Below are 1,016 nucleotides of genomic sequence, written 5' to 3'. Positions count from 1 at the left end.
TAGTTGGCGTACTGCCGTACCCATTCGCGTTCCTCGACCGGGGTGTCGCCGTCGTAGACCGCGGGCCTGACGGTGTTGCCGAGCGGGGCCGCGAGCGCCTTCACCGAGCGCCGCCTGGTCCAGTTCATCATCTTCGGCCAACTAACCTTCATGCACCAACTAGGCCTCGCCTGACCAGAACGCGGATCCCCGCCGCATAGGTTGCCTACCTCAACCAATTCAACCTGGACGCGACCACGCGACCCCGACCTGTACGGCGTACCACTGCTGACCTTCGACTCCTGGAGGTCCTCAGGTGCGTTGGCCTGGGGAGGAGCGTGGGTCGATCCAGATCCAGACGTCGGAGTTTTCGGCGGAGGGGCGGTAGGCGAGGGCCCAGCCGCGGATGTCGCCGGCGGTGCGGCCCATTCGTTGGGCGGCGCGACGGCGCTCCTCCCAGTCTTCGACGTAGAAGACCTGGCCGTGACCGGGACCTCCGGACAGCCTGACCGTCTGCCGGCCACTCTGACCCATACTCCGATGATCAACCTCGCCACCGACAGAAATCATCACTGCTGCGAGACGTAGTGGCCAGGCTTCGATGAGTGACGACGCGTTGTAGAGTTGCCTAAGGCAACTGATCGGCTCACTCTGATGGAGTGGACGTCGATGCGGTGGTGGAGCTGTACGGGCTGCCGCCGGAGCGGTTCACTACGGCGCGCGATCGGTTGGCCACGGCGCTGAAGGAGGCCGGTGATGCCAGTGGAAGCGCTGCGGTCAAAGCGCTGCGGAAACCGACCATGGCGGCCTGGTTGGCGAATCATCTGGTCCGAGTCGCGCCGGATCAGATCGCCGTACTGACTGAGTTCGGCGATGAACTGCGCGCTGTCGTCCTCGCCGGCGACGGCACCCGCTTACGAAAGCTCACTCCGCGTCGCCACGATCTGGTTCAGCGCCTGGTCGCGACCGCGAGGAGCGAGGCGGCGGCGACGGGGCGGGCCGTCACGCCGACCGTCGCCGAGCGGCTGGCGGAAACT

General features: G+C 66.1%; 1 pseudogene. It reads left to right on the top strand.

The features are described from left to right. Window positions 1-638 precede the first annotated feature (638 nt). Window positions 639-1,016, top strand: a pseudogene (locus ACFWE1_RS17565) (hypothetical protein); the annotation flags it as partial.

The organism is Agromyces sp. NPDC060279, from assembly GCF_042726785.1.
Classification (GTDB): domain Bacteria; phylum Actinomycetota; class Actinomycetes; order Actinomycetales; family Microbacteriaceae; genus Agromyces.
This window is presented reverse-complemented; position numbering and strand designations above follow the sequence as displayed.